Raw genomic sequence first — 22,221 nt, forward strand, 5'->3', positions numbered from 1 at the left:
TTCGCTTTGAGACCGGGGAGTGTCAAATCCATCGCCAAATCTTGATCGTGGCATCACCGCTACCGGTTACTAAGGTTTGGCCATCTTGGCTTAAGGCGATCGCCTTGACCCACCAGGAGTGATCGTCTAAGGTGGATACGGCTTTCCAGGTCTGTAAGTCCCAAATTTTGATGGTGCGATCGCGACTACTGCTAAACAATGTTTGACCATCGGGACTAAACACCAAACCAAAAATGGAATCGCCATGTTCAGTTAACGTGCGGATTTGATGACCTTTAACAGCATCCCAGACGCGAATTGTACCATCATCGCTGCCACTGGCCAAAATCCCTTGCTGGGGACTAAACGCTAAAGCATTAATCCGTTGGGCATGGCGAGGTAAGCTCAAATGGAGGCTTCCGGTTTCCACCTCCCAAACTTTCACTACTCGGTCTTCTCCCCCACTGGCTAACCAGCGACCATCAGCGCTAAACGCCAAGGCATTTACGGCATCAGTATGACCGGTTAAGGTTAACAGGGGTAATTGCTCCCATTCCCCATCCGGAGTCACCGCTAACTGCCGCACTCGTACCGTTTTATCATTGGAGCCACTGGCTAATAAACTGCCACTGGGACTAAACACCACAGCATTGACCCAATCTCGATGATCGCTTAAAACGAGAATCGGTTCTGTTTCCATCAGGTCTCGATTAGGGGATGGGGGTAAATGCCAAAACAAAATTTTCCGGTCGTGACTCCCACTGACTAATAATTCTCCTTCTGGATGAATGGCAACGGAGCCGACTGAGGCATCATGACCGGTTAAGGTAGACAATAGGGAGACTTTTTCTAATTTTGGCCCGCTCATCCGCCACAAACAGAGGGTTTTATCTTCACTGGAGCTGACTAAAAGATGACCTTGGGGATGAATGGCTAAAGCTTCTACTTTGCCATTATGGTGACTGAGGGTATGGATACAATGCCAATCTTGAACCCCTGGCGGACAAATCATATACCCTTCGGGCACGATCACACTCGGAGGACTGGGCACAGGTTTCATATCGGCAATCACGGCCTGGACTGACTGATAGCGATCGCTGACAATATCTTTGAGCAGTTTATCTAAAATTTGTCCCAGGCGATCGCTAATTACTGTTCCTTGTTCTTTTAAGCACTCTCTCCATAACCAATTCCCCGTTAACGGATCGAATAATTCATCCGGGGATAACCCTGTTAACAAATGAATACAAGTCACCCCTAAACTATACAAATCACTGGCCGGATAAGCGCGACCACTACGGATTTGTTCCATGGGAGCATAGCCTTCTGTGCCAATTTTTGTCCCTACCCTCGCCATGCCGGTAGCCGTTAATTGTTTAGCAATGCCAAAATCAATTAATACCAGTTGTTGGTCTTGTTTACGGCGAACAATATTGGTGGGTTTAATGTCCCGATGCACTACATGATAACCGTGAATATACTCCAGAACTGGCAATAATTGTTCCAGTAAATTCCAAATTTGCTTTTCACTGAAGGGCCCTTGATGTTTTAATTCTTGCCAGAGAGTGGGGCCGCGAATAAGCTGTTGTACTAAATACAACTGTTCCTGATGTTCAAAATAGGCTAATAGGGTGGGAATTTGCGGATGTTCTCCTAACTCATGCAAACGCATGGCTTCTTGGTAAAACAAATCCGTAGACTTTTGCATCGATTTCTCTCGTCGCTCCCCTGTGGCTCGAATTTGGGGAGAAAACTGTTTGATGACACAGAAACTGCGAAGTTTGTCTTCATCAACGGCGAGATAGGTACGACCCATTCCCCCCCGTCCCAGAGGTTTGAGTACCCGATATCGTCCCCTAAGTAGCTCAGTTAGGGGTTGTCCACAGGTTTGACAGACCTCTGCATTCTGTGGATTTTCGGGCTTAGTACAATTGGGGTTTAAGCAGTAGGCCATGGCCGGAAGAGCAAACAATAGTCGCGTTTTAATCTATTTTGACAGAGGATGGCAGGGTTGGGGTAGTTTGGGAATGGGGAATAGGGGAGATGGGGAGGATGGGGAGGATGGGGAAGATGGGGAGGATTGCCTTTTGCTTGCCTTTTGCCTTTTGCCTTTTCCCCATTCCCCATTCCCCATTCCCTATTCCCTAATTGACAGGGTTTGATGAAAGTCTTGTTGTACTTTTTTACCCAAACGGCGGGAAACTTCGCGGACAATTTGCTGGAGGAGGCGATCGCTGGTACTTTGAATCAAAGATTGGGGTAAGCGATGGATAAAGTGGGGGAATTTCACGCCTACGGTTAAGTCTAGGCTCCATTCCCAGCGCGTCATCACTTCTGGTAGGGGTGAGGGAAGAATCAGATAACTTTGCAGTTCCTGGAGATATTCCGGAGTCGGACAGCAGGGAACTTCAGCCAGGTAAAATTGCCCATGAAAGTTGACTTCATACCCTGGGGGAGTATAGTCAGGGAGATCAATGCTAGAGATGCGATAGACTCCGGCTTCGTCACGGGGGATAAGTTGGAGGCCTATTCTCACTTCCACTTCAAATTGAAGCGCCCCATAGCGCCCCAGAAGTAAATCATAGCCACTGTCCCCGATGGGGATGGCTTTCATGGGGAGAGCGCATCGGGTAAACCAACTGGGGTGATCGTTAACATACTCGGCAACTACGGGTTCAGGTGCATAGAGTTCTACACAGTCGGCGTAATTGAGATGAAAGTACATCCATTCAAAGCCCATTGCCTGAGAAACTTTGGAGGACAAGGCTTTGAAGCGATCGCCAAATTTTGGCGATCTTTTTGATTGTTCGGGACGGGAAGGGCGGTTTTCAGAGCCGGAATCTTGAGAACAAGCATCTGTCACAACGAGAAAAACCTCCTAGGAACCCAATCCAGATATTTTAATCCAGATATTCTATTGTATGCCGCGATCGCCAGAGTTAGGTTCTCAGCAGCAGTAGAATCAGAATGCAATCAATCAGGCTCAATTCCCTGAGTAAGTCTCGATTGTTGTCGTCTTCTGGTGAATCGGACAAAGGGTCAATTTCCGCTACGCTCTCCCAGTCCACTCCTGCCACCTGACAAATCTGTTGAAAGGCCTGTCGATCGATGGGAATTCTGCGCCAAAACCGGCGTAAGGTTGCTTGGGAGGTTTGAGCATCATTCCACCAGAGAGCGGTTTGAGTTTTTGTCCATCCTTTTTGGCGAATGGCTCTGTAAACGAGGTCTAGTCCTGCTTTGGAAGCTTTGAGTGTATCTGCCATAACCCTATTTTGCGATCGCAACAACTAGAGAAGTGCATGACCCCTCTATAGGGTTCTCAGTTTTTAACCTCGATTTTTATGCGCTTTGGGCGAAATTGTTACATAAATTTACATTCTCCCTTTACCGATTGGGGCGATCGCGGAAAGGGCACTCAAAAATGAGTCAAAGTGAGTCAGTTTTTGCGCTCCGATCTGATACTATTATTAATTTGACTAAAAAACGATCTTAAAAAACGTAATTTATCTTAATTTTTAAGACATTTACTGTTAAATAAACTAAATTAGTTAGTGTGGAGACACGAAGACATAAACGCAAGAGGGACTGAAATCAGAACCATTCTGATTTCACCTCTTTTTCTCCTCTAATCCCCACACTACAGTTGAAACCAAAGAAAATGATACAGCGCTTCGCGCTGTAATGAGGTACACTCTTCTAAATTTCTGCTTCGCGGACATGAAAAGCGCTCTGCTGGCAAGCATTGAAAATCAAGACTTGAAGACATAATGGTTTCAAGTCTTTGTATAATTTAGTGATGTACTAGAGAAAATAATGGCAGTACGATAGGCTAAGATCAAAGACGCTCAACCATTTGTTTTGCGAGAGCAACAGTATTGATTTGAGTTGGAAATCGACTCATATAAGTGTTAACTAAGAAAGAAATTTGACCGTCGTATTCAAATACAATCACATCCACTACTATGGACATGAGAAGAACTTCTAGTGTAGTCATCTTTCGGACAGCCTGATTGCCTACTCCATCGAGAAATTCTAGTGTTTCTCCCGTTTTATTTATTTTGAGTCCGTACATATTGTCAACCATATCGGGAACGTCGAACACATCGGTGGTCATCGACTCTTGCAGATTGGGTTTAATGATGGTTCCGCCAAACAAAAGATCCATTTTTAACGGTTCCATCAGTTGATAGGCAAACAGTCCTTTGATTTCAAGGTTACTCAAGAAAGACTGCAATTTTTCCAGTACATCAGTTCTGAGTGAGCTATATTCATTGGGTAAATCGGATGGGTTGACTAGGGCATTGTTGAAGGTGACAGGGGAATGAGGAGGGGTAGGTTCAGGGATCTCAAGTTGGACTACACCTGAATCAATCCGCTCTACCATTTGTTGGGCTAAAGCAATATCATCAACGTCAGTCCTGGCTGTGGACAGATGCATATTAGCTAAGAAGTAAACTTGCTCTTTATGCTCAAAGAAGATCGTATTCACGGTCACCGGAAATGTAAAAATTCGACTGGTCATAACGCTTCGGACTGCGCGATCGCCAACTCCATCAATATATTCTGTATGTTCTTTCGGGTTTTCTATACCGACTCCATACCAATTCTCAGCGACTTCTAAAAACACTGACCCATCCCTAGTAATTTCATCGCGCATATCCGGTTCAATTACCGCTCCACCTAAAACTACCTCAACTTGACCCGCCAAGGGTTGTATCAGCTCACAGGTAAATAACCCTGCGATTTTCATCCCCTCCCCCTCCAAGTCAAACTCTAACTCTCTCCTCCACTCTCGTCTGAGTTCTTTAAAGCCATCGGGTAAGTCCGAGCAGTCGATCGGGGATGCTTCGGAGGTAAGGTAGGCTGTTTCACTAGCCGTCTGAGCAACAGCAATAGGGGTTACAGTGAAGCCTCCAAGCTCAAATCCTCCCAGGGTGGTTAAGCATAGTCCGAAAGCAATAAACGAGCGTTTCATTAGGTGTTACCTCCGGTTAAAATATATAGTATCGAGTGAAGAAGAATACCAACTTTATCATAACTCTCGCCAATCTCCGGTCAGTATATAAATCCCCCATTTGTAGGGAGGTTCATTCTTCTCTTTCAGTGTCAGCATGGCTTGACGCAGGGCTTGGGCTTTTGGGTTTCCTTGTTTGAGGCGATCGTAGAAGACAAGCATTAGTTCTTTAGTGAGTCTGTCCCCAACAACCCGAAGTGTTGCCAGTACCGTCGGTGCGCCCGCAAAGAGAAAGCTGCGATTGAGTCCGACGATTTCATCGCCCACAGTTTGAGCCTCTTGCTCGTTGGAGAATTGTTCGACTTTGGTTTCACAAGCACTGAGGACAACTAGTCGCGCTGCTTCTAGGTTGAGTCTGTAGAGTTCGTGGACGTGAAGATTTCCATCCTGGCCGACAAATGGGGCTAAATGAATGGTACTCCAGAGGGGTTGTTGGCTATTAAACTGACCATGGGCTGCGAGGTGAATAATTTCAGCCGTTGGTGCATCTTGCCAAAAGCGGGTTTCTGTCGCTTGTTTGCCCGTGTAAGCGTTGCTGTTCCATTGGGCGGCGATCGCCTCTACTTCCGCCTCTGATGCCTCTAAACGAGATAAATTTCGATTTTCAATTGTGGGATTGCCCATTAAGAGTAGCTTACCCGTGCGTTGTTTCTCACTAGGCTTAGGCAACAATCGCAATACACTCGCACTAGGGAGCATAAAAATCGCATAATCATCACAGAGGTAACGACGACCATCTGTAAGCGCGGCAAAGGGTACATAATGTAGGAGTCCGTGTGGAATAATGCCGATATTTGGTGTTTTCAAGTGTTGTCGTAGGGGAGCAATCAGAATTGCATCAAGGTCTTGGAGTAATTTCGGATGGGACGATATACTATTTTTCATCTCTTGACTCATTGCCTTGATGGTCTTAGCAAGTTGCCTGAGTGGGGTAGGAATGGCGATCGCCTTCAAATCAGTAGAAGTCACCACCACGGCAAAGAGCTGGTGAATGCCCACAAAATAATTAACTAATGTCGTATCTGCACCTAAGCTTGCTTGAATTTCCTGTAAGTTCGATATCGTGACTTGGTGCAAATCTGCGATTTTAGGGCTTTGCGCTTTGAGGTCTTCAAAGCGGAACTTATATTCCTCTGCAAGCTGTTGAATTTCTTGCTCGATCTCTTCCAGCCTTGGTTGAACTCGTTGTTGTTCTTCTTCGCTGATATCAGCTTGCAATCTGAGATCCTGCCGTTCTCGATCTAATTGTTCTAGTTTAGACTCTATCTCATACAGTCCTACCAAGATCGAACGCCTATTACCCTCGCCAAAATCGATAGAACCATGGGCTAGTTGGTCTAAAAATGCTCTGGCTTTCGACCGTTCGATATGCTCTAGCATTTTCTTAAAATCTTGGCGTTGGTGGTAAAGATCGATGAGGCGGTAATGAGCCTTATCTAAAAGCATACGTGGCCCCTCTTGTAACGTTTGGACTCGAATGCCGGCGATCGTTCTATCTGTAAACTCGACTGAGCGTTCGTAGGTCGCAATAGCGGGCAAGATTTGAGCTTGTTTTTCATAAGCTAGACCCAATATCATCAGGGCAGTTGAACCCAAAAGAATCTGCTGGCGCTCTAAAAACCAGGTGACAGATTTTTGGATTGTCGTTTGAGCTTGGCCAAAGTTTTGGTTACCGATATAGGCTTTGGCTAGATGAATTTGAGTCATCGCGATCGACAACTTGAGTCCTTCTTTTTCAAAAAAGGCTAAAGCTGCTTCGAGTTTGGCGATCGCGAGTTTCCATTCTTGTGCATTGAGATGAGTCTGGGCTTCCTCAATCAGTTTATTGGCTTGAAAACGAGAGGTTACAGCAAGAGCAGACTGGCGAAAACCAGAAATACTCTGCGTAAATACTGTAGCCAACAAACCTAAAACTAACAGATGAAAATGACGACGGTTCATGGCATAGAAAGTTGATCGAGTTGTTCTTGAATCTCAGTAATCCGTTGTTGGTTACCTAAAGCCTGATAAGTAGCCAGGGCAGCTTCCAACCATTCTCTAGCCTTTTCGGGAATCGCGCGATCGGCATAAATTTGTCCCAAACGAGATTGGACGGCAGCTAATTGAGCAGTTCCCGGTTCAGCAATTTCAGCCGCAGATTGATAGCGCCAAATAGCAAACCGCCTTAAATATATCCAATTGTATAAGTCTCCCAAAAGTCGATACACTGTTTCGGTTTTGGATTCCTTGGGCAGCGCTTCTAAAACGGCAATGGCTTCCGCATTGAGATGATACCCGAAATAAAGATGGGCAAGCAGTAGGCTCCGTTCTGTTTCTGAAGTTTCTAAGTTTAAGATAGAAGCCGCTCTTTCTCGTACATGAGCTGCATCATCCGGATTAAGAACTTCAAAGCTAATGTTAGTTTCTTCGGCGGAAGAAGGCTCTGATTCTGGAGTATCGACGACTAGAAAGTAGGTTTTGCCAGAGAGCAAGGGCGGCCCGTCATATTGCACTCGATCTTGGTTGGTTTCTTGTGTCCAAAGGGGTTCTGCATTATCGGTTTCAAAGATCTCAACAGTGTAAGTTGAAGCACTAGGAAGGGAATTCCAGCGCAGGAGCGGTTGAGGGTTAAGAATTGTGGTGCGGCGAGGGGAGATGATATAAGGAATGAGATCGTCTTTAGGATTTTTGCCTTCCCCGCGAGGGCAATTATGTTTGAGTTGAGCGCTTGTGAAAAGTGGGGATTTTGCAGATTGAAGCTGTAGGTTGCTAAGTTTAGTCGTAGGAGCAAGACAGGCTGACTCAGCTCCCCAATTCGGTGTAGCGATCGCGCCAACAGTTATGACTAAAAGTGAAATAATAAACCAAGCTTTAGCTTTTGTTGATAAATAACTCATAACACTCAATCGATACTTGAAGCAAGATCCTCAGACGCAACCAAGAATTTCTGTGCTTCTGCTTGCCATTGTTGAATTTCTGGAAAATCGCGATCGCGCTCTTGAGCATATTGGTAACATAATTTCCAGGAGTTCTGGGCCTGCTTCATCTTTTCTTCCTGTTCTGCAACTTGGGCGAGTAAACAATGAGCCGCAGGACGCTCGTCTTCCAAAGTTAGGGATTTCTGGAGTTGTTCTTTGGCTAAGGAGAGGTTACTCGTAGCTAATCCAGCCCAAGCTAGATTTTTATGCAAGGCTGCCTGTAGGCTTTCGGTATATTGGGGGTCGTTGAAACCCTGCTGAACGCCCATTTCCAAGATAGGCAGAGCCGATCGCGGATCGTTTTGTAGTAAATAAAGGCGACCGAGATCGTTATAGGCGCGAGAAAAGGTGGCTTGAGAGGCGATCGCCTGCTGATAACGCTCCTTTGCCATTTCCATATTACCTTCCTCCTCCGCAAAAAAACCCAAGTAATAGTGAGACTCAGCTTTTTTCGGATTAAACCGAAGTGCCCAGCGAAAAAGAGATTCCGCCCTCTGCCAATTATCATCTGCATAGGCATTATAGCCTTGCTCATTCAGCTCCGTCGCCACCCATGGTACGCCCCATAACCACATTGCTATACTCACAACCACTGCTGCACTGACTCCCTGGAATGGGCGAAACGTTTTCCACCCCACAAACAAGCCATTGCGCCACCAGGTTTGCTGTAATAAATGTTGTCGAGCGACGACGGCTGAAGCGGGACGAGATTGGGCTTCCAGGGCAGTCATTGATACGAGTAAATCCGCAAATAGAGCGGAAATTTGCACGCGATCTTGCCAGCAGATTTGATGGGTTTGCGGGTCAAATTCTAACTTGGAAATCGGTTGACCGACGAGTAAGGAAATTAGGGTTCTTCCTAATGCAAACAGATCGGATAATGCTGTGGTGAAGCCCTGCATTTGTTCGGGAGGAGAATAGCCCCGTGCATAGATTTTGGTGGTGGATTGTTCGGCTTTCTGTTTCTCCAGAAAGGTTTCCGTGACTTCACGTATTGCACCAAAGTCAACCAACACCAATTGACCATCGGGTTTGAGCATGATGTTTCCCGGTTTGATATCTCGGTGTAATACGGGTGGGTTTTGACTGTGGAGATAGATGAGGATATCGAGCAGTTGCGTCAACCATTGTTTGGCTAGGGGTTCGGAGAGGGGTGGGTTTTTCTCTTGCCAAGTGCGGAGATCCTCTCCTGCAATATATTCCATGACTAAGCAATGATACGGTTCAAACCGGTGGGGAGAGCGGTAAAGAAAATAGCCATCGGGGTCGCCTTTGGGGATGCCGGGATGGTCTAGGGTTTGCAGAGCATGGGCTTCTCTTTTGAATAAGGTAATCACTTTTTGGCGATCGCCTTCCTCAATAAAGTTTTGCTCTGGGTCAAGCACTTTCAGCACTTTGGGGCGATCGGATTGAGTGTCGTTTAACAGGAAAGTTTTGCCAAAGCTGCCACTTCCTAGTGATTTAACCACTCTATAGCGCTCTTGCAGGAGTAAACCCTCGATGATATCCATTTTTAGCTACGGTATGACTTCACCCAACAACAACCAGTTTCTTCTAGTGTATCCGACCAGAAAATTGGCGATCGCTTGGTTGTGAGTCTCTTGCCAGATTTTTTGCCAAGCCAAGGGTGAATCAAATCCTTGGTTTAAACGAGTTTTGACCACTTTGAGAAGTTTTTGCTCGTTATTGCTTTCTGGCCAAACTAGGAGATGGGTTTGTAGCACGGAGTTGGGTTCGAGCTGTTGGGTTTGGCAGACTTGCCAGATCCCATTGATGAAGCGATCGCTCAATTGCTGACGCATATATTTAGCAATCATCGGGTCAAGTTGAAATCCTGGAGGATGGGTTTCTGGAGCGATCATCACCCAATCCAACCGTTGGAGCTGACTGAGGCTATTGCTAACTTTGGACTGCTCGACTCCACCACTGATCGCCTGAGTCAGTTCCTCTAGGGTAACGGATTGATTTTCAGCAATTGTGAGCCAATCCAGGAGCGATCGCACTTCTGGCTGAAGATGGTTAAGTTGAGCTTGCACTGCTTGAGCCACAGCATCCCCAATAAAGAGGGACGTACTCTCTAAAAACGGCTCTAGATTGTCGTGCCATTGGTTTTTCAGCGTCATAGCAGCCATGGATAAGGCTCTAGGGTTGCCTTGATAGCGTTGGATCAGGGTTTGTCGCTCAGTGGGTGTACCTTGGATGTTGAGGCGATCGAGCAATTCCAGAGCATCACTCTCACAAAGCCCTTTCAGGCGTAATTCTCGCACGGCTTCATCATTCAACAGTTGGGCATATTCAGCCGGTTGCTGTTCAGAAATCAGCACAATACAACTTCTATGAGTTTGTTGGCTCAAGCTTTGCAACAGATGGGAATAGTCATGACTCGGTTGCTCTCCCAATTTTGCCCCACAAACAGCTTGCCAGTCATCTAGAATCAGCAAACAGGGATAATTATGCAGCCAGCGCAGTAGATCCACAGTTAACCATTGCTCTTTAGGTTCAACATCAGGAGCAAGCAGGGGTTTGAGGCTGGCAATTAAATCTGAGAGACGAGGGAAATTGAGAAGACTTCGCCACACCACCACTTGAAATGGAGTCTCTTTTTCCTCAGCTAAGGTGACAGCTAATTTTGCCACCAACAGACTTTTCCCAACCCCATATTTACCCCATAAAAGCAGCAGTTGTGTCTGTTCAGAAGTGAACCAGAATTTTAAGGTATCTAGTTCAGCTTTGCGTCCTAGAAAACGATCGATGTTTGGAGCTTGGATCAGATCGATTGACCTTAAAGCTGAATAAGTGGGCCAAGTGATTCCCCCTCGACGATACTGTTCTAAAAATAAAGGCACTTCACTCCAATGCTTGACTTTTCGTCCCGTCAGTTGTTCCACATAACGATAGATCTTACGTGAAAGCTCTGTCCGCACATGCTTTTCAGAAAGGTGCAGCACTTGCCCTATCTCTTTAGCATCATGACCGCAGAGTAAACCCCGGAGGAATTCTTTCTCTTGATCCTCAAGGGTAGGAGGCTGTTTAGAGTCGTATGCTTGTTTGGCCGTGCCCAGGTCGCGATAGAGTTCCTCTAGTAACCAAACCTGACTGGCTCTGGAAAATGCGGGTGAAGGGTTTTGTTCTGTAGGCATGAATCAATGGGATGAGCAGATCCTCTTGTCTACTATAGGGTTTCTAGAGTCTCTCTAGCCTTGTGAAGTTATTTAAAGCTGTAAGATCCAACTTTGGTTGGCAATGTTTTGCCTGTTTAGTGCATATTCTCCAACCAAAGTTGGCTGACAATTGCATGAATGTCCTCATATCCTGGAATGGAGTTAGGAAAATGCTAACCAGAATAGGGGGAATTAGTGATGATCAGGAATCCAAGCCATTCACTGGAATTTAAGCCATCTACTGAAGGAGCGATTTTTGTTCCTAATCCTAATAATGATGATAGTGTAAAGATCGTCTTCACACCTCAAGGTAAAAAGCCAGTCGTCGTTACGCCCCTGCCCGTTTCACTTGTTCCGATGAATTAGGAGGCACTTATGATTGATATCTTTAATCCTCTACCTGGGGATGGTTTAGAACCGGAAGAGCAAAAACTCTATACTCTTATTAATGAGTATCGCGGCCAAAATGGACTCCCTGCAATTCCTTTATCCAATGCTCTCACCTTAGTTGCTAATCGCCATGTTCAAGATGTTGCGGAAAATTTACAAATTACTATAGGCGATTCTCGTAATCCTCATTCTTGGAGTTGGGGAGCATACGATCCGGATAATGAAAGTACCTATCCCAATATATGGGAAGCGCCTCAACGCTTGCAAACCGGTTATCCCGGTAATGGATATGAGAACTTCTTCCTAACTTCCGCTCCTTTGGCTACGGCTGAACAGGCGTTTAATTCTTGGATTAATAGTCCCGATCACAATGCAACTATTCTCAATCAAGGGGACTGGCAACGTTTTTCCTGGGATGCTTTGGGTGTTGGGTTGTATGAGGGATACGGTGCGTTATGGTTTGGAGATGAACCCGATCCGACTGGAGCGCCGCCTATCGGTGGTTCGCCAACTCCTTCACCAACCCCGACTCCTAGTCCAAACTTAACTCCACCTTCTTTACCTCCTCTTCCTCCTTCTCCACCGACTCCACAGCCTACTCCCTTTATATTGGGTTCGGAGGCTAATGACCAAATCATGGGAACTGCTGGTGTTGATACCATTTTGGCTCTAGGTGGAGACGATATTGCCATGGGAAATAGTGGCAATGATTATGTGAATGGGAATTTAGGGAATGACCAAGTAGCGGGAGATTTTGGGGATGATTCCGTGCGCGGGGGACAGGGGAATGATTTTGTGACTGGGGGAGAGGGTAATGATTTTGTTTTTGGCGATCGCCAAAACGATCAGGTTTTTGGTGATAACGGAGATGATATCCTCTATGGTGGCCAAAATGAAGATTATCTTGATGGAGGTGCGGGCAATGATATCCTCTACGGCGATCTCGGTGCTGATGTCCTAATTGGTGGTGCAGGCAATGATATTTTTGTCCTCCGTCCCGATGCCCCTGACCTAATTTTCTTCAATGATCTCGAAGATTTTATTGGCTTAACTGGAGGATTATCCTTTAATAGCTTAACCTTTAATTCTGGAATTGGAGACTTGGCAAATTCAACTTTAATTGCTCAAGCGGGAACGAATCAGATATTAGCCATTCTTTCCAATGTTAACCCTAGCCAAATAGATGCCAGAGACTTTGTGACTCTCTAGAAAAAGGTAATGGGTAATGGGTCATGACCCATTACCGCGCGAAGCGCTGTAACATCGAAAATCCCTGTAGATGACAGCAAATCATAAAAAAAATGAGTCAAAGTGAGTCATTTTTTGTAAATTATTGTGATATAATTTTAGCCATTTTAATATATAAAAATATTTTAAATTTTCTGTACTTGATCCTGTTAAATAAGCTAGAGTATTTAAGTGGAGACACAATATATAAAAAAGAGGTAAAGAAATCAGGAAAAACTGATTTCTCCTCTTTTTTTCTCTAAATCTGACATTTCAAAGGCTTACCCTGAACTCAACTAGGAGGCACTACCCATGATTCGCTTCGGAACGCCAGAGAATGACTTAATCGTTGAAACCCAGGAAAATGACATCATTTGGGGATTAGCGGGGGCAGATATTATTGCTAGTAATGCGGGCAATGATGAACTCTATGGCAACCAAGGAAATGATGTCCTTTTAGGGGGAAGGGGTGCAGATAGAATCTGGGGAGGACAGGGTGATGATTTGATCGTCGGCAATCCAGATGAGGATTATGTGAATGGTAATCAGGGAAATGATACGGTACATGGCGGTCAGGGGGATGACTGTGTACGGGGCGGACAGGGAAATGATTGGGTTTCCGGCGATCGCGGCAACGATATCCTCTACGGTGACTTAGGCGACGATACCCTAGTCGGCGGCCCCGGACAAGATATCTTTGTCTTAGGCAGTGGTGAAGATGTCATTGTGGACTTTACCCCAGGACAGGATAAGATTGGCTTGGCTGCTGGAGTCACGTTTGATAGTCTACAGGTGAGTCAACGGGGAGAAGATAGTGTGGTGAGCGATCGCGGCACCGGAGCCATTATCGGCATCTTCCAAGGCATCAACGCAACCAGCCTTGAGGCATCCCAATTCACCAACCTCCTCCTCAACATCCCCGCTCCCTCACCCCCGCCTTCCGTACCCGATATTCCCTCATCTTCTCCCCCTCCCGCACCGAGCCTTTCCATCCTCCCACCTGCGGCTGAAGTCACCCCCATAGAAACCGATCCCGGCAACACCTTAGAAACCGCCAGTAGCATCTCCCTATCCTCCAATACCCGCACCTTCTCCCAAAGCGTCGGCGGAAGCGATGTTGCCGACTATTACAAATTCAGCCTCGGCGCAACCAACACCTTCGAGTTATCCCTAACTGGACTTACTGCCTTAGCCACTGTTGATGTCTTAGATGCAGAGGGTAACATCGTTCTCAACGGACAACTAGCGAACAACACCTCCGTCATCTCTGGAGAACTCCCCAATGGTGCATATCGGTTACGCATCACCAGCGACGCTCCCACCAACTACCTACTCAATACCCGCATAACCCCGCAACTTCCTGGAGTAACTACGACTATTTCTAATCTCCTACTTGAAACTTTTACGGATGTCTCTGGGCCACTCATTGGTTTGGATAATCTCAGGTCAGATCAACGTTTTAATGGTGTAGATGGTACAGGGTTTGCAGCCGTTGTCCTTGATACAGGAATTAACAAAGATCATCCTGCTTTTGGAAACCGTGTAGTTTATACAGAAGATTTCATAGATAGCGATCCAACAGATGCTTCAGATGCCAATGGTCATGGCTCCCATGTTTCTAGTATCATTGCATCTTCACATCCTGAGTATCCTGGAGTAGCACCTGGTGCAGATATTATTCATCTCAAGGTCTTCAGTGATGATGAAGCTACTAATAAGACTCCTGGGTTGGTAGCAGCAGCAGTTCAACAAGCTTTGCAGTGGGTTATTGACAATGCTGATAAGTATGACATTGCTAGTGTCAATATGTCATTAGGTGCTGGAAATTTTGAGCAGCTTCAATCTGATTATTTGTCAGAAGAAATCGAACAAATAATTCAAAAAAATATCATTGTTGTCTCAGCTTCTGGTAACTCTTTTTATCCTTTCAAGAGTGTGCCAGGTGTTGCTTACCCTGCTGCCGATCCAAATTCACTATCAATTGGAGCAATTTTTGATACCAACGTTAATTTACCTCCCTTATCCTATGCTAGTCCACTAAGATGGAGAAATGGTGCAAGAGACGATAGCACTGATACAGATCGAATTGTTTCGTTTTCTCAGCGTCATCCTACACTAACAACTGTCTTTGCACCTGGATCAGTAATTTTTGGTGCTAATCCTAGTGGAAATGAATTCAACGACAGATCAGGGACATCGCAAGCTGCTCCTCATGTAGCAGGAATGGCAGTTTTGGCGCAGCAGTTGGCGATGCAAACTCTAGGCAGAAAATTGACCCATGCTGAGTTTGAACAAATGCTCAAAGAGAGTGGTGATAACATTTTTGATGGAGATGATGAACAGGATAATGTTGACAGCACCAATACCAGTTATAAACGGGCTAATATGTTTGCCTTGGCTGAGGCAATTGTACAGTTGCCCTCTTCTATCCCCTTACAGGCTAATCCAGATACTTTAAGTGGCTTTTCGACAACGGTAACCGGCACATCGGGTGATGACTCTCTTCCTCAACAGGCTAACGCTAGTAATACTGTTCCCATTACCATCAATACGGCTGACATCTTAGCCAATGATTTACCGAATAATAATCTGGTGGTTGATAGTGTCAGCAATCCATTTGGTAATTCAGTTGATTTAGCTGGTGATACGATCACGTTTATCCCCAATATCTTAAACCCAGGAGGATTTGACTATACGGCCAGAAACGCGACCACAAACCAGACCTCGAATTCAGCAAAAGTCATCCTAAACTTTGACCTCAATCTTGATGGACTAGCAGGTAATGATCTTCTCATTGGAGGAGTATTGGGTCGCGATACCATTCAAGGTGGAGACGGAAATGACACCATCTTCGCAGGTGTTAATTCTATGAATAATGATACTGTCGGTGGTAGCGATACCGTTGCTGGTGGTCGCGATAATGACAGTATTTGGGGAGGTAACGGCGATGATTACCTCGACGTTGACGCGAGTCTAGTCAATTCCATCATTCCTGCAAGTGATGACGCTGTTCAAGGCAATGACACCATAGACGGTGGATTTGGTAATGATACTATCGGTCGTTTGGGTGCTTCAGTAGGAGCTACTGGAGTAGATTACTACGATGGTAGGGAGGGTAACGACAGTATCCTTGGTGGAAACCAAGGTTCCAATGCTATTGGAGATACTCTTATCGGAGGAGATGGAAATGATACTATCCGTGGTGGAACCGATGATTCTGGTCGAGATTCCATCGTTGGTGGTAATGGAAATGACAGCATTGCAGGTGGTGCAGAGGGTTCAGGTGGCGATACCATTGACGGTGGTAATGGCGAAGATAGCATCCAAGGTGGGGCAGGAAGCGATAGTCTTCTTGGTGGTATTGGTCACGATTTCATCGATGGTGGAAATGATAATGATACGGTCTTAGGTGGAGACCAAAATGATACCCTCCTTGGGGGTGCTGGTAATGACAGTATCCTTGGTGGAAATGACCAAGATACCATTGAAGGAGGCTTTGGTAGTGACACTCTCAGTGGTTTTAATGGCTCCAGTGGAGGAGATGGAACAGACCGCTTTGTCTATAATCTGAATGCTATTTTAGATCCCTCACCCACAACGGTTGGAAATATTAGTAATGTTCCCCCCGCAGTTTCTCAATCTGAAGCAGATTATATTCTGGCGTTTGATGTCAATCAAGACCAAATTGAAATAGGAACTACTATTGTTCCGAATGTCGATCTAGATAATACTCAAGATCCACCCAGTCCAGTGTCTTTAATCTTTGGAGGTCTTCCGGTTAATATTGGCAGTGGTGTTGGCTCGACTGTCGGTGCAACTTACATTACCGGAACTAGCGATTCTTTGATTTACATTGAGCGAAATGGAGTTGCTGGTTTTACCAATGAAGATATTGCCTTAATGACCCTTGTTGGTGTTACTCCTAATAGTCTATCAAGCGCTAATTTTTTAGGTACTCCCATTCCTCAACCAACAGTTACCTTAGAGCTGATTGATGGTGTAGCCGCAGAAAATAATACTTCTAATGTTGCTACATTTACTGTCACTCGAACAGGAGGGAATATAGCAACCAATCTTAGCGTCAACTATACATTGGGTGGCACAGCCGTTAATGGTACAGATTATCAATCCCTCAGTGGTAGCGTTACCATTCCTGCGGGTCAAACCCAAGCAGTCATTACCGTTACTCCCATTGATGATTTGTTATTTGATGGTGCAACAACAGTTGATGTAACTCTAGCTGCCAGTGGTGCGTATGTTCTCGGTACACCGAATACTGGTCAAGCCACGATTTACGATAACGAAACGGTTTATGTTGATGATGCCTATACCACTGCAAATGCAACAGTGGAAGGAGGTCAAGCTGTAGTTGGGATAAACGCCTTTGACCAAATTAACCCTGCCATTCAAGCGGCAGGTGGTGATAATGCACCTCCTCCAGCAACCAATGCTAACCCCGGAATTGTCGTGGTAAGGGCAGGAAATTATCCAGAGAGTGTAGTGATTGACCGTACTATCAGTTTGCGAGGCCCCAATGCAGGAGTAGCGGGAAACGGCACTCGTAATCCAGAAGCCAATATTACAGGAAGTTTAACGGGTTCTATTACCTTTGATGGTACGTTCCCAAACACAGGCCCTGTGGAAATTGATGGTTTCCGCATTGATCCCCCAGATGGCATTATTGGGATTAATACCTTAAATGCTGGAAATAACACGATCGTTACCAACAATATTATTGAAAATGTGACGAACGAACAAGCTATTTTCAATCCTCCCCAAACCAATCCAGCGTTAAACGATACTGAGAACTTGACCATATCGAATAACTTGATTCGGAATATCACAACGACTGGGGGTATTACAGATAGAAATGGTATTTTCTTGCTGGGTGTTACCAATCTGAATATCCAGAATAACGAAATTCAGGATATTACTGGAACCACTAGCCGGGGGATTAATGTTAGTGGAATTGATGGAGGAACGATTGCTAACAATACCATTACCAATACGACGGAAGATGCTATTCAAATTGGTAATAATTTAGGAGGGTTTACCACTGGAAATGTAACTATTTCTGATAATACGATTACCAATGCCAATACTTCTGGTAGTGCAAGTAATGCAGGTATTCGTTTGCGAGATGGAGCTTTTGGTGCAGCCATCAATGTTACAGGTAACAATGTCAGCACTAGCTTCAATGGTTTGGCTATTCGAGCGGGTACAGGTAGCTTGGCTAATGTCACAGTTACTAATAATGCTTTAGTCGCTAATGCAGGAAGCTTTGCCATTACTAACTTAAGTGGTAATCCGCTTACTGCAATAGGCAACTTTAGTGATTTAGCTAGAACAACTCCTTTGGTTCCGGGAGATGTGAATGGTATTGTGACGATTTGATTCAGATAACTTTTGTTGTTCTGTCGGTTGGGTTAGCTCTGGTTTAGCCCAACCTTTTTGATGAAGAGGTATAAGCTACTGGTGGGTATTCGCCTAATTCAACTCACATTTGTCTAGCATGGGCTAATGCTCGGCGATCGCAACAACTAGAGAAGTGTGACCCCTCTATCGGGTTCTCAGTTTTTACGATTTTTATGCGCTTTGGGCGAAATTGTTACATAAATTTACATTTCACCTTGACCCGTTCAAAGGGTCATTAAAAATGAGTCAAAGTGAGTCAGTTTTTCCGCTTCAATCTGATACTATTAGTAATTAACCTAAAAAATAATTATAAAACAAAAAGTTTATCTTGATTTTTTAAGGTTTTTGCTGTTAGATAAACTAAATTAGTTAGTGTGGAGACACGAAGACATAAACGCAAGAGGGACTGAAATCAGAATGGTTCTGATTTCACCTCTTTTTCTCCTCTAATCCTCACACTGCAAGGGCTAACTATCTACCCATCAGGAGAACAGAACCATGATTCGCTTCGGAACACCAGAAAATGACTTAATCGTTGAAACCCAGGAAAATGACATCATTTGGGGATTGGCGGGGGAAGATATTATTGCTAGTAATGCGGGCAATGATGAACTCTATGGTAATCAGGGAAATGATGTACTTTTAGGCGGAAGGGGTGCAGATAGCATCTGGGGAGGACAGGATGATGATTTGATCGTCGGCAATCCAGATGCGGACTATGTGAATGGGAATTTGGGCAATGATACGGTACACGGCGGTCAGGGGGATGACTGTGTGCGTGGCGGACAGGGAAATGATTGGGTTTCCGGCGATCGCGGCAACGACATCCTCTACGGCGACTTAGGCAACAATACCCTAGTAGGCGGCCCTGGCGAAGATCTCTTTGTCTTAGGTAGCGGAGAAGATGTCATCCTGGACTTCACCCCAGGACAGGATAAGATTGGCTTGGCTCCTGGAGTGACGTTTGATAGTTTACAGGTGAGTCAACGGGGAGAAGATAGTGTGGTGAGCGATCGCACCACCGGAGCCATTATCGGCATCTTCCAAGGCATCGACGCAACCAGCCTTGAGGCATCCCAATTCACCAACCTCCTCCTCAACATCCCCGCTCCCTCACCCCCGCCTTCCGTACCCGATATTCCCTCATCTTCTCCCCCTCCCGCACCGAGCCTTTCCATCCTCCCACCTGCGGCTGAAGTCACCCCCATAGAAACCGATCCCGGCAACACCTTAGAAACCGCCAGTAGCATCTCCCTATCCTCCAATACCCGCACCTTCTCCCAAAGCGTCGGCGGAAGCGATGTTGCCGACTATTACAAATTCAGCCTCGGCGCAACCAACACCTTCGAGTTATCCCTAACCGGACTCACCGCCTTAGCCACCGTCGATGTTCTAGACGAAGCAGGTAATGTGGTTCTCAACGGACAACTGAGTAACAATAGCTCCGTCATCTCCGGAGAACTCCCTGGCGGCGCATATCGCCTGCGTATCACTAGCGACGCTCCTACCAACTACTTGCTCAACACCCGCGTTACTCCCCAACTTCCCGGTATTACCACCACCGGATCGCAAGTGGAGACAGAAACCGATACCAGTGAATCCCTTCCCTTAATTGGTATCAATACTCTCAAAGCAGATAACCGCTTTAGTAGCGTCGATGGTAGTGGCTTTACTGCGGTTGTCTTAGATACAGGGATTAACACCAGTCATCCAGCATTTGGCAGTCGCTTAGTGTATCACGAAGACTTTGGCGATCATGACTTAGATGCCTCTGATGTTAAGGGTCATGGAACCAATGTCTCCAGTATTATCGCCTCTGCCGACAGTACCTATCCCGGAGTCGCACCCGGAGCCAATATCATTCATCTGAAAACCTCCAAAGACAGTGGCGGCGGCAATTTTGCCATGAAAGAACAAGCCTTGCAATGGATACTGAAAAATATTGATACTTATAATATTGTCAGTGTCAATATGTCCTTTAGCAATAAAATAGACACTGATGGCGATGGCAAAAGCGATATTCGAGGCAATTATCAAACCCAACAAACCTTAACCGAACTGGGTATTAACGATGAATTAGAGCAACTGAAAGCCAAAGGAGTCATTCTCGTGTCCTCCGCCGGAAATGACTTTTATCGGCATAATAGCGCACCTGGAGTCGCCTATCCAGCCGCCGATCCCAACACGATCGCGATCGGAGCCGTCTATGATGCTAATGTAGGAGCTAAAGAATTTTCTGGCTTTGGCGGTGCAACCTCAAATTCAACTGCTGCCGATCATTTTACTCCCTTTTCCCAACGCCATCCTAATCTGATTACGGCTGTCGCTCCTGGCGCACAAATTGTCGGTGCAGATGCCACAGGAACCGGATTTAGCCGTGTCTATTCTGGAACTTCCCAAGCAGCTCCCCATGTGGCAGGAATGGCCGTTTTAGCCCAACAGTTAGCCGTGCAAACTTTGGGCAGAAAATTGACCCCAGATGAATTTGCCACCCTGCTCAAAGATACAGGCGTTTCTGTTGTGGATGGAGACGATGAAGATGATAACGTCATCAACACCGATGCCACCTACAAACGGGTGGATATGTTTGCTTTGGCTGAAGCCATCTTAGACTTATCTCCTACTCCGACTTCTCCACCCACTGTAACCCTAGAAGTGACCGATGGAGTAGCTGCCGAAAATCTAGATTCTGCCACTTTTACCCTCAGTCGCACTGGGGGAAGTATTGATGAAGCTCTAACGGTTACCTATACCCTAGGTGGCACAGCTATTAATGGCACAGATTATCAATCTCTCAATGGTACAGCCACCATTGCAGCCGGAGAAACTGAAACAACCATTACGGTCAATCCCCTAGATGATACCTTGTTTGATGGGGCTAAAACTCTTAGTCTAAATCTAGCTTCTAGCGGCTTATATACCGTAGGTAATCCCAATAGCGGCGAAGCAACCATCTATGATAATGAAACCGTTTATGTATCTAATGCTTATACCACGGCTGGTGAGACGGTTGAAGGGGGACAAGCAGTGGTGGGGATTAATGCTTTTGATGCGATTAATTCAGGCATTCTGAATACGGGTGGAACCAATACAACACCGGGTATTGTAGAAGTGAGAGCCGGGACTTATAATGAACTTGTTAATCTCAATAAACCGGTTAATTTAAGGGGGGCGAATGCCGGAGTTTCTGGCAACAGTTCGCGCAATCCAGAATCGAGCATTATGGGTCGGATTACTTGGGATGGGGGGACGATATTAACGAATCAGGGAACAGTAACCCTGGATGGATTTCGGATTGATCCACCGGATGGTTCAATGGCAATTGAAACGACGGGTTCGGGAAACAATTCTGTGATTACCAATAATATTATTGAGAATGTAACCAATGAGCAAGGGATCTTTAATGCTCAAATGGGTGCAAATGGATTAAGTACCGAAAATTTGACCATTTCTAATAATTTGATCCGCAATGTGACCACCACTGGCGGAAATACAGATAAAAATGGTATTTTCTTGCTGGGTGTTACTGGTTTGGCAATTTCTGGAAATGAAATTCGTGATATTACCGGAATCACCAGTCGTGGGATTAATGTTAGTGGAATAGTTGGTGGCAGTATTTCTGGTAATACGATTACCAATACGACCGAAGATGGGATTCAACTGGCGAATAATATCGGCGGATTTACGACCCAAAATGTGACGATTTCTGATAATCTTATTACTGCTGCGAATACGAGCAATAATTCGATGAATGCTGGAATTCGTTTACGGGATGGTAATTTTGGTTCATCTATTACGCTCTCGAATAATAATATTAGTCAGTCTTTTAATGGCTTGACGATTCGTTCGGGTACAGGTAGCTTGGCGAATGTTTCCCTTACGAATAACACTCTAGATCCATTGGCAGGTAGTTTTGCGATCAATAACTTAAGTGGTTCTAGCCTGACTGCACTAGGAAACTTTAGTGATTTAGCTAGAACCACTGCTTTGGTTGCAGGTGATGTAAATGGTACTGTGACCATTTGATACAGCAGTTTTCGCTGTTATGGTGTACAGTCTTAAAGGCTCAAAGCCATGT

11 protein-coding genes are annotated in these 22,221 nt (G+C 45.5%); 3 read left to right on the forward strand and 8 right to left on the reverse strand.

What is annotated here, in order from left to right; translation table 11 throughout:
* Positions 1-22: 22 nt before the first annotated feature.
* The 8 genes from PMG25_RS03010 to PMG25_RS03045 all read right to left on the reverse strand — a co-directional run bounded on the left by PMG25_RS03010 (position 23) and on the right by PMG25_RS03045 (position 11,090).
* Positions 23-1,933: a serine/threonine-protein kinase gene (locus PMG25_RS03010; protein ID WP_283765432.1), complete on the reverse strand. Its 1,911-nt coding sequence runs from the start codon at positions 1,931-1,933 to the stop codon at positions 23-25.
* 183 nt (positions 1,934-2,116) lie between these two features.
* Complete coding sequence (locus tag PMG25_RS03015; RefSeq protein WP_283765433.1) at positions 2,117-2,842, reverse strand: DUF1997 domain-containing protein; 726 nt, start codon at positions 2,840-2,842, stop codon at positions 2,117-2,119.
* A gap of 76 nt (positions 2,843-2,918) precedes the next feature.
* The gene (locus tag PMG25_RS03020; protein WP_283765434.1) at positions 2,919-3,242 is read right to left on the reverse strand and encodes a hypothetical protein; all 324 of its coding nucleotides are present in this window, start codon (positions 3,240-3,242) and stop codon (positions 2,919-2,921) included.
* A 572-nt stretch (positions 3,243-3,814) separates the two neighbouring features.
* Positions 3,815-4,954 carry a hypothetical protein gene (locus PMG25_RS03025; RefSeq protein ID WP_283765435.1) on the reverse strand — a complete coding sequence of 380 codons (1,140 nt, stop codon included), beginning with the start codon at positions 4,952-4,954 and terminating at the stop codon, positions 3,815-3,817.
* Between the two features lie 57 nt (positions 4,955-5,011).
* Positions 5,012-6,934: a CHAT domain-containing protein gene (locus PMG25_RS03030; protein ID WP_283765436.1), complete on the reverse strand. Its 1,923-nt coding sequence runs from the start codon at positions 6,932-6,934 to the stop codon at positions 5,012-5,014.
* Complete coding sequence (locus PMG25_RS03035; protein ID WP_283765437.1) at positions 6,931-7,869, reverse strand: tetratricopeptide repeat protein; 939 nt, start codon at positions 7,867-7,869, stop codon at positions 6,931-6,933. The genes PMG25_RS03030 and PMG25_RS03035 overlap by 4 nt, the downstream gene beginning before the upstream one ends.
* A gap of 5 nt (positions 7,870-7,874) precedes the next feature.
* Positions 7,875-9,461, reverse strand: coding sequence for a serine/threonine-protein kinase (locus tag PMG25_RS03040; protein ID WP_283765438.1), 1,587 nt, complete (start codon positions 9,459-9,461; stop codon positions 7,875-7,877).
* A gap of 6 nt (positions 9,462-9,467) precedes the next feature.
* On the reverse strand, positions 9,468-11,090 hold the full coding sequence (locus PMG25_RS03045) for an NACHT domain-containing protein (protein ID WP_283765439.1): 1,623 nt from the start codon (positions 11,088-11,090) through the stop codon (positions 9,468-9,470).
* Between the two features lie 396 nt (positions 11,091-11,486).
* Here PMG25_RS03045 and PMG25_RS03050 point away from each other — a divergent pair, with 396 nt between their 5' ends.
* The 3 genes from PMG25_RS03050 to PMG25_RS03060 all read left to right on the forward strand — a co-directional run bounded on the left by PMG25_RS03050 (position 11,487) and on the right by PMG25_RS03060 (position 22,169).
* On the forward strand, positions 11,487-12,710 hold the full coding sequence (locus tag PMG25_RS03050) for a CAP domain-containing protein (protein WP_283765440.1): 1,224 nt from the start codon (positions 11,487-11,489) through the stop codon (positions 12,708-12,710).
* Positions 12,711-13,040: 330 nt separating this feature from the next.
* A complete protein-coding gene (locus PMG25_RS03055) occupies positions 13,041-18,122 on the forward strand; it encodes a S8 family serine peptidase (protein WP_283765441.1) in 5,082 nt (1,693 codons plus the stop codon).
* Positions 18,123-18,641: 519 nt separating this feature from the next.
* Positions 18,642-22,169: a S8 family serine peptidase gene (locus PMG25_RS03060; protein ID WP_283765442.1), complete on the forward strand. Its 3,528-nt coding sequence runs from the start codon at positions 18,642-18,644 to the stop codon at positions 22,167-22,169.
* Positions 22,170-22,221 lie beyond the last annotated feature (52 nt).

The sequence above is a fragment of the Roseofilum capinflatum BLCC-M114 genome, from assembly GCF_030068505.1.
In the GTDB taxonomy this organism is placed as follows: domain Bacteria; phylum Cyanobacteriota; class Cyanobacteriia; order Cyanobacteriales; family Desertifilaceae; genus Roseofilum; species Roseofilum capinflatum.

Coding starts and splice junctions, on each gene's coding strand:
- PMG25_RS03040 (WP_283765438.1), bottom strand. CDS start 9,461: ATGGATATCATCGAGGGTTTACTCCTGCAAGAGCGCTATAGAGTGGTT.
- PMG25_RS03020 (WP_283765434.1), bottom strand. CDS start 3,242: ATGGCAGATACACTCAAAGCTTCCAAAGCAGGACTAGACCTCGTTTAC.
- PMG25_RS03030 (WP_283765436.1), bottom strand. CDS start 6,934: ATGAACCGTCGTCATTTTCATCTGTTAGTTTTAGGTTTGTTGGCTACA.
- PMG25_RS03050 (WP_283765440.1), top strand. CDS start 11,487: ATGATTGATATCTTTAATCCTCTACCTGGGGATGGTTTAGAACCGGAA.
- PMG25_RS03035 (WP_283765437.1), bottom strand. CDS start 7,869: ATGAGTTATTTATCAACAAAAGCTAAAGCTTGGTTTATTATTTCACTT.
- PMG25_RS03060 (WP_283765442.1), top strand. CDS start 18,642: ATGATTCGCTTCGGAACACCAGAAAATGACTTAATCGTTGAAACCCAG.
- PMG25_RS03010 (WP_283765432.1), bottom strand. CDS start 1,933: ATGGCCTACTGCTTAAACCCCAATTGTACTAAGCCCGAAAATCCACAG.
- PMG25_RS03055 (WP_283765441.1), top strand. CDS start 13,041: ATGATTCGCTTCGGAACGCCAGAGAATGACTTAATCGTTGAAACCCAG.
- PMG25_RS03025 (WP_283765435.1), bottom strand. CDS start 4,954: ATGAAACGCTCGTTTATTGCTTTCGGACTATGCTTAACCACCCTGGGA.
- PMG25_RS03045 (WP_283765439.1), bottom strand. CDS start 11,090: ATGCCTACAGAACAAAACCCTTCACCCGCATTTTCCAGAGCCAGTCAG.